This window comes from Enterococcus plantarum (genome assembly GCF_001730295.1).
Lineage (GTDB): Bacteria > Bacillota > Bacilli > Lactobacillales > Enterococcaceae > Enterococcus_L > Enterococcus_L plantarum.
This window is the reverse complement of record NZ_MIKA01000003.1, coordinates 105,904-113,548: the sequence shown is the minus strand read 5'-3', so window position 1 is coordinate 113,548 and position 7,645 is coordinate 105,904. Positions and strand designations below refer to the sequence as shown.

Below are 7,645 nucleotides of genomic sequence, written 5' to 3'. Positions count from 1 at the left end.
GCTTGAAATTGATGTGATGCTTTTAAGTCGATTTCGGAAAAATCCTTTGCAACAGAGTGTATATTTTTCCCAGTAGCTACAATACTAGCTGAGAGTTGTTTGATATCGTTTCCAAAATTTGTCGCTGTTTCTTTCGCCTTCGCATTGCCCATCACGTTCGTTCTCGTCGCGATATTGGTTGGTCCTTTTATGTTGTTTAAGGCATTGGCTGATTGGCTAAAAGAAGCGGATACATTTCCTGCTATAGATAGACTGCTTTTTATCCCCATATTTTCACTCCTTGTTAAATTTATAAAAGATAAGTATAACAAACCAAACACATAGACACAATTGTATTTTTAGATACTTTCTACATGAATTTCACGATAAAACGTAAATATATAAACTGATAGCTTACCATTCTCTAGCACTTACATAATAAAAATATTTTTTTGTTATTTATCTTATATATAAGGAAACGATTTTTCGTGTTATTTAATGGTGTTTAAGAGGAAAATTAGGTTGCGTGTTCGCCTTCTTTTCGTATATACTTAGGAGGTAGAATAGAACAAAGAAAACAGCCCATTTGTAAACGAGCTGTTAAAATCAGAATATAAAATAAATTGGCACTTCAATATTTGGCGACAACCAAATAATTGAAGCCTTGTAAAGACAGAGCAAACTGCCCAAACAAGTTGCCAATAGTGCTAGCAACATGTACTAGCTTCTTTCTTGTACCTAAAGTTTACCTATTTTGCCATAGGTTTGTTAACTTTTGGGCTATTTTAGAAGAAGTGGTAGATGATTTTTAGAGACTATTGTTGACGATATTGGGAAATTTCCTGATATCGTTTTTTCTATTCTACAAATTCAAGTAAAGGAGGTTCACTTCAAATTAAAACAAATGATCAATTATAGATATAAGACAAGGAGACAACGTTCACTTCGTTCACCTTGTACTTTGCATCATCCACTCTGCCCTTTGGTCAGTCGTGGTCCTTCAATTCTTAGAGCTTTAGCTCTTAGAAATTGATGAGATCGAAGTGGAATGTAGTGGTGCAAAGCAAAAAGGCACTTCATCATTTGGCGACAACCAACTGATGAAGCCTTGCATAGACAGAGCAAACTATCTATACAAGTTGCCAATTGCTAGCACAAAGTCCTAGCATTCTTTATTGTACCTAATTTTACTGGAATTTTCTAGTCTGTCTGGAAACTTTTTGTTAAAATCATGTACTTAATAAAGTCTGCATACTCTTTCTAGATAATTGATGGCGGTATTGGTAGTTTTAGGATGATAAAAAGTCGTTAAGTTTTGAACAACTGGACTAAAAAGGAATCAATGCACTTTTCGGATTGAGGTATTTTTAGAACGTTGTTGAAAAAATAGCTTTTTCTCACTGACTGCTCCAATAGCGTTTTTTGTTTTATCCCAAAAAAGGCGATAGAAATTCTACCAGACTGACAATGATCATCCACAAGTCATTTCTACCGCTAATATAATAAGTTGCCTAAGTCAATGCGTACATTAAGAAGCGCTGAAGTACGAAATTCAGTGCTTCAAAAAAGGAGAGAACCATTATGAAAAACGAGCTACATACCCTAAAAGAAATCCCCTATCAAGATATTACTGATTTACAAGATTTACTAGATCATTTTGACCCATGGCAAGAACCTCTTGCCGTATTGGATCATTTCTTTCAATTCCGAACGGGTCCAATCAACAAGAAAAAAGTTATCAAAGAATATTATGCTTGTGGTCATTTGTTCCACGCTTTTTTCACAGAATTTATCCGTTTGGTGGAAGCTGAACAAATCAAAATTAAGAAGTTAGATCGTGAAAGAAAAGTAACTACTCATTTTGTTAAGAAGTAAAAATGAGGAGGTGTCCTTTTAGTGGCATCTCCCTTAATAATAAGTAAGGTATGCTTGGATAAGGGTACACAAGTAAATATGCTTTTTGTGCGATATTTATAAAATCGATAACGCCTATTTACATAAAAATATTCCTAGTCCGATACATGATATTTTATTCTATTTTTTGATTCACTGTTTTCTTTTGGATGAATTAACTTGACCCTTTTTTGGCGAAAAATAAAATAGTTGCTACCGCTAAAATGATTGGGCTTAGATTTAGTGGGAAAAACAGCATCATAAACACACCTACTGGAAACGGCGAATTTATGATTGCAATTGCAATACTGGTACTCACGATTGCAACAATCAACAAACGATCTGTTTGAGGAAATAATTGCGATACAGCAAAGCCTTGAATGATTGCCGCAAATACGATAGGAAAAATATCGCCACCGATCCAGCCTGTATTAAGGCATAGTTGCAAGAATACTAATTTGATCAACGCAATCATCGTTAACACTAAAAATGAAGCTTGACTTCCAACAAATGGTGCCAATGAAAGCGATAGTTGCCCTGAAAAAAGTAAATTAGGTAGAAAAACACCTATTAGAAAAATTGCGATAGATCCAATCAATGCTTTGCGAATCGGAAACTCTTGCCAAAAATCTAATCGTTTCTTTAGAAAGGTTTTAAACAGAAGATAACATTTTCCAACTATTACCCCAAAAAGCATCAACGGCAAGCCTATCCACAGCTCTTTTCCTATCCAATTTGATTCGCCCATTTTAGAAACAAAAGAAGGTTGTCCTGTCAGTTTCATTAAAAGGAAAAAAGTGATCAAGCCATTAATAATAAATAGTAGATAAAAAAACTTTTTCTTCGACTTCTGGCCTGCAGCAGCAGCTCTTTTTTCATCATACGTCAACAAATAGTTTTTAGGATGAATCAGACGTGCAGTCTGCTCTTTTAGAGACAACTCTTTCAATTTGTTAAAGTGAAAGTAGTAATAGCGCAGTTTATCCGCCTGCCATACAGATAAATAAATAACCGCACTTAGTAACCCCGCTTCTGGTCCTACGCCTGCACCAAAAATCAATACGACAAGAGCTATCAACAAACTACGGAAAACACTACTATGATCGAGTGTTTTTGTTTGCTTTAATTCTGTTACAGAATCATGAACTGTATGAGGTAAATTCCCCCATCTTGCTCGTAAAAACCCTAGTAAAACGCCACCTGTTAACGTAAGCCCTAAAATATAGAACACACGTAAAGGAGTATCCGGCGAAACTAAATTCCAAAGCAGTTCAGAACCTATTCCTTCCACTCTTAAAAAGATAAACGATATAACCCCAATCATACTGCTTAGTACCACGCCATAAACCAGCAACCCAATTTCTTTTGTATTCAATTTGATAGTTCCTTTCAGTTCAAAATATTTATAGTTTCCATGACTTCCCTTTCACTTTATCATAAATCTAAATACCTGAATACAAAAATGATACTTGTTGATTTCAATCAGAAAGTCGACACAGAATACCAAAATCTGGATTATGTATGTTAAACTAATCTAAAGTCTTACTTACAAAAATCAATAAATCGCGTCAATTTTGAAGGAGGTCCTCAAGATGAAATGTATTTCGTGGAATGTTAACGGCTTACGTGCTGTTGTTAAAAAGAACTTTATGGAAGTTTTCAACGAATTAGATGCAGATTTTTTCTGTCTGCAAGAAACTAAATTACAAGAAGGTCAAATTGACTTAGAGTTGCCAGGTTACCATCAATACTGGAATTATGCTGAGAAAAAAGGGTATTCAGGGACTGCCATTTTTGCCAAAGAAGAAGCACTCAGCGTACGATACGGCATGGGAATTGAAGAACATGATCAAGAAGGTCGTTTGATCACATTGGAATATCCAAACTTCTTTATGATTACTTGTTATACACCTAATTCGCAAAATGAGCTGAAACGATTGGATTATCGTATGACATGGGAAGATGCTTTTCGTGCCTACTTAAATGAGTTGAGCAAAGAAAAACCAGTGATTTTATGTGGTGATTTGAATGTTGCTCATCAAAATATCGATTTGAAAAACTGGAAAACCAATCAAAAAAATGCTGGCTTTACACCAGAAGAACGTGGAAAATTTACAGAATTATTGGATAGTGGCTTTATTGATACTTATCGCTATTTCTATCCTGACCAAGAAGGCGTTTATTCTTGGTGGAGTTATCGTTTTAATGCACGGAAAAATAATGCTGGGTGGAGAATCGATTACTTTGTTGTTTCTGATGGATTGAAAGAAGCTTTAACAAGTGCGAAAATTCATACGGAAATTACTGGCAGTGATCATTGTCCAGTAGAGGTTGATTTAACGATTGCTTAGTGAGTGGGACATAACTCTTCGAGTCATATCCCGCTCACGTGGAATCCGGATAAACGGTGGGAGCAGAAGCAACCCCTTCGGAAATAAGCTGAAATTGCTGTAAAACACAACAAAGAACGAGTTGATGTTGCACAGTACCTACTTGGTCACAAAAATTTGAAGAACAATTTTCGTGAATTCCTTCTTATTTCTCGGGGTTTAACACTTCTTTCCCATCCTCTTTTTATTTAATTTCTGTTAATATTACTGAATTGGACTTACCATGTATCTATTATTTTGTTATACTGCATGTATGAATTAATTTTGAACCGAAAGGGATAATGACTATGAATTTTTATTCCATAGACTTTGAAACAGCCAGTTACGCTAAACATAGCGCTTGTTCTGTTGCTTTAATAAAAGTAGAGAATAGCCGCATCGTTGATGAATATTACTCACTAATTAAACCAGAAACCGACTTTTTCTGGAAAAATATCCAAATTCATGGGATCAAACCAGAAGATGTGGCGGATGCCCCTAAATTTCCTGATGTTTGGAAGCAGATCCAAGCCTGTTTTAAACCCAATAGTTTAGTGGTTGCTCATAATGCTCCTTTTGACTGTGGTGTTTTAGCTGGGTCCTTGGATTATTATGGGATCGAACAACCGAATTATCTTTCATTATGTACAGTCAAAACGAGTCGCAAGTTATTTCCAGAGTTGCCGAATCATAAATTAAACACGATTTGTGATAATCTAGATATCCAGCTGAACAATCATCATGATGCACTAGAAGATAGCCGAGCTTGCGCTGAAATTTTACTGTATCAGGAAAAACATTTTGGTGTTGAACCGTTGAAAAAACTTGTTACAATCAAATAAAAAAAGCCGAATCAAGAACAGTTCGTTCTTTTGATTCGGCTTTTTCTTTATTTTTCTAAAATCTCAATGATCTCATCCATATTTTTAGAACCAAAAACAATGTCTTTATCATCAATGATCATCGCAGGAACACTCATGATTTTCTTCTCTGTTTTCAATTCTGGGAAAACACCAATATCGATCATTTCTGCTTCAACATTATGATTAATAGAAGCAATTCGTTGACACGCTGCCACGACATCTGGACAGTAATGACAGGTTAATGAAACGAAAATCTGAACTTTCTTTTTCGGTAATTCTTTTATTTTATTCACTACTGGCTCTTCAATTGGCTGTCCAGCACTTCCTACATTATAGACAGCTAAAACGATTGAATTGACTTCATGCCCACTTGGAATACCGCTAAATTTGATTCCTGTGTACTCGCCTTGATCATTTAAGACAACAACACTTGGTAATTTATCAATGCCATATTTCGCTTCTACATCAGAGTCCGCACCTTTTTGAACAGTTTCCAACAAAATTTTATCACTTAATGAGGCAAATTCCGTTAGGAAAGAATTCAATTCTAGCGATTTTTCTTCGCTGCTATCCATCACTTGTAATAAGGTTACATTTTTCGTTAATTTACCAAAAATACCACCCAATTGTTCTCTCATTGCATCTGGGAACCATGTGTTATTTCCACTTGTTGCTTTAGCAGGTTTCTTTTCTGCTTTTGGTTGCGTTTCTTTCGTTTCGGCATGTTGCTTCGCTAAACGTTTTTCCATCCGTTCATTGACGATTGATAGGCCTGCTTTTGTTTTTTCTTCAGTGATGTATTTTTGCGCATTCGTTGCAGCGATTGCACCATCTGCAACTGCTGTAACGATTTGACGTAATTCTTTGATACGTAGGTCTCCGGCAGCATAAACACCAGGAACATTGGTTTCCATGTTTTCATTGGTTGGGACATAACCACGATCTAATTCGACTTTTCCTTCAAAAATTTCTGTGCTTGGTTTATTTCCAGCAAACACAAACATCCCAAATGTGCTGTCAGTTGGTGCTTCGTAAGTCGTTTCTTCGCCTGTTTCATTATTGACAAAGACCGCTTTACGAACAAAGTCATCACCTGTAATTTCTTTGACTTCTGTATTGTAGACGATTTTGATATCTGGATGTTTTTTGGCTGCTTCTGCTGTTAATTTGGCACAAGTAAAATCTGGTTCACGAATAATCATTGTGACTGATTTACCGTAACGAGTTAAATAAACCGCTTCTTCTGCCGCCGCATAGCCACCACCAAGTACAAAAATATCTAAACCTTGGAAGAATTCACCGTCACAAGTTGAACAGTATGCAATGCCACGTCCTGTAAATTCAACTTCCCCTGGAAAGCCGATTTTACGTGCTGATGCACCTGTTGCGATGATCACCGCATACGCTTGATAGGTTTTAGTCGCGGATTTGACTGTTTTGACCGTTTGGCTTAAATCGACATCAATGATTTCATCAGTTGTAAATTCAACCCCAAAATCTAGCGCTTGTAAACGCATATCTTCCATTAATTCAGGACCGGTAGTTGCTCGAATCGCTGGGTAATTCACGATTTCAGAAGTTGTGGTTACTTGTCCGCCGATCTTGTCTTTTTCAATGATCAATGTATCTAACATCGCACGACCTGCATAAATCCCTGCTGATAAAGCAGCTGATCCGCCGCCGATTACGATCAAATCATAAATTTCTTGACTCATGTGTGTTCTCCTTTTTGTCTATCTCATTATTTTGATCTACAAATTTTAAGAAAGACTTCCCAGAAAGGAAGTCTTAAGGTTGTCTATTCAAACGTTTAGATTTTACCAACTAAGTCTAAACTTGGTGCAATTGTTTCTTCGCCTGGTTTCCAGTTTGCTGGACAAACTTTATCGCCATGTTTTGCTACGAATTGAGATGCTTCTAATTTACGAACTAGCTCATCTGCATTACGGCCGATTCCCATATCATTGATTTCGTATGATTTGATTTCGCCTTCTGGGCTAATGATAAATGTTCCACGGTATGCTTGACCTAATTCTTCATTTAAAACGCCGAAGAAACGAGCAATTTTTCCATTTGGATCAGCTAACATTGGGTATTTGATTTTACCGATTGTTTCTGTCGCATCTGCCCAAGCTTTATGAACAAAATGGCTATCTTCTGATACTGAGTATACTTCACAGTTCAACTCTTTTAGGTGATCATAATGATCTTGCATGTCGCCAAGTTCTGTTGGACAAACAAATGAAAAGTCAGCTGGATAGAAGAAGAAAATACTCCATTTACCTAATACATCTGCTGTTGATACTTTGATAAAATCTCCATCTTGATAGGCGTCACATTCGAAATCTAATAGTTTTGTGTTAATTAAGTTCATCTACATATTCCTCCTAATTTTTAAAAGCTAGCCTGTGTAGCTAGACATTTTTCTACACTCTTAGCGTATCAATTTAAAATTATTATGTCAATAGAATTATTATAGTTTAGTTATTTTATTTTTGCTATTTTCGGCTTTTCTTTGAGAAAATAGCTCTTTCATTCTCA

General features: G+C 36.0%; 7 protein-coding genes. 3 read left to right on the top strand and 4 right to left on the bottom strand.

Annotated elements, in window-relative coordinates:
* Positions 1-269: TIGR04197 family type VII secretion effector (locus BCR22_RS02390; protein ID WP_069653400.1), on the bottom strand; the 269-nt coding region annotated here is incomplete at its 3' end.
* Between the two features lie 1,291 nt (positions 270-1,560).
* Here BCR22_RS02390 and BCR22_RS02385 point away from each other — a divergent pair.
* A complete protein-coding gene (locus tag BCR22_RS02385; RefSeq protein ID WP_069653399.1) occupies positions 1,561-1,854 on the top strand; it encodes a hypothetical protein in 294 nt (97 codons plus the stop codon).
* 193 nt (positions 1,855-2,047) lie between these two features.
* On the opposite strand, the gene BCR22_RS02380 is transcribed toward BCR22_RS02385, so the two are convergent.
* On the bottom strand, positions 2,048-3,247 hold the full coding sequence (locus tag BCR22_RS02380; protein ID WP_141706524.1) for a chloride channel protein: 1,200 nt from the start codon (positions 3,245-3,247) through the stop codon (positions 2,048-2,050).
* Between the two features lie 217 nt (positions 3,248-3,464).
* On the opposite strand from BCR22_RS02380, the gene BCR22_RS02375 reads away from it, so the two are divergent.
* Both BCR22_RS02375 and BCR22_RS02370 read left to right on the top strand, forming a co-directional pair.
* Complete coding sequence (locus tag BCR22_RS02375; RefSeq protein ID WP_069653398.1) at positions 3,465-4,223, top strand: exodeoxyribonuclease III; 759 nt, start codon at positions 3,465-3,467, stop codon at positions 4,221-4,223.
* 326 nt (positions 4,224-4,549) lie between these two features.
* Positions 4,550-5,083: a 3'-5' exonuclease gene (locus tag BCR22_RS02370; RefSeq protein ID WP_069653397.1), complete on the top strand. Its 534-nt coding sequence runs from the start codon at positions 4,550-4,552 to the stop codon at positions 5,081-5,083.
* A 47-nt stretch (positions 5,084-5,130) separates the two neighbouring features.
* On the opposite strand, the gene BCR22_RS02365 is transcribed toward BCR22_RS02370, so the two are convergent.
* A complete protein-coding gene (locus BCR22_RS02365) occupies positions 5,131-6,819 on the bottom strand; it encodes an FAD-dependent oxidoreductase (protein ID WP_069653396.1) in 1,689 nt (562 codons plus the stop codon).
* Positions 6,820-6,914: 95 nt separating this feature from the next.
* Positions 6,915-7,478, bottom strand: coding sequence for an alkyl hydroperoxide reductase subunit C (gene ahpC, locus BCR22_RS02360; protein WP_069653395.1), 564 nt, complete (start codon positions 7,476-7,478; stop codon positions 6,915-6,917).
* Positions 7,479-7,645 lie beyond the last annotated feature (167 nt).

What these genes read in the sequence shown, in the direction of transcription:
- BCR22_RS02385 (WP_069653399.1), top strand. Translation starts at nt 1,561, where the DNA reads ATGAAAAACGAGCTACATACCCTAAAAGAAATCCCCTATCAAGATATT.
- BCR22_RS02375 (WP_069653398.1), top strand. Translation starts at nt 3,465, where the DNA reads ATGAAATGTATTTCGTGGAATGTTAACGGCTTACGTGCTGTTGTTAAA.
- BCR22_RS02370 (WP_069653397.1), top strand. Translation starts at nt 4,550, where the DNA reads ATGAATTTTTATTCCATAGACTTTGAAACAGCCAGTTACGCTAAACAT.
- BCR22_RS02365 (WP_069653396.1), bottom strand. Translation starts at nt 6,819, where the DNA reads ATGAGTCAAGAAATTTATGATTTGATCGTAATCGGCGGCGGATCAGCT.
- ahpC (WP_069653395.1), bottom strand. Translation starts at nt 7,478, where the DNA reads ATGAACTTAATTAACACAAAACTATTAGATTTCGAATGTGACGCCTAT.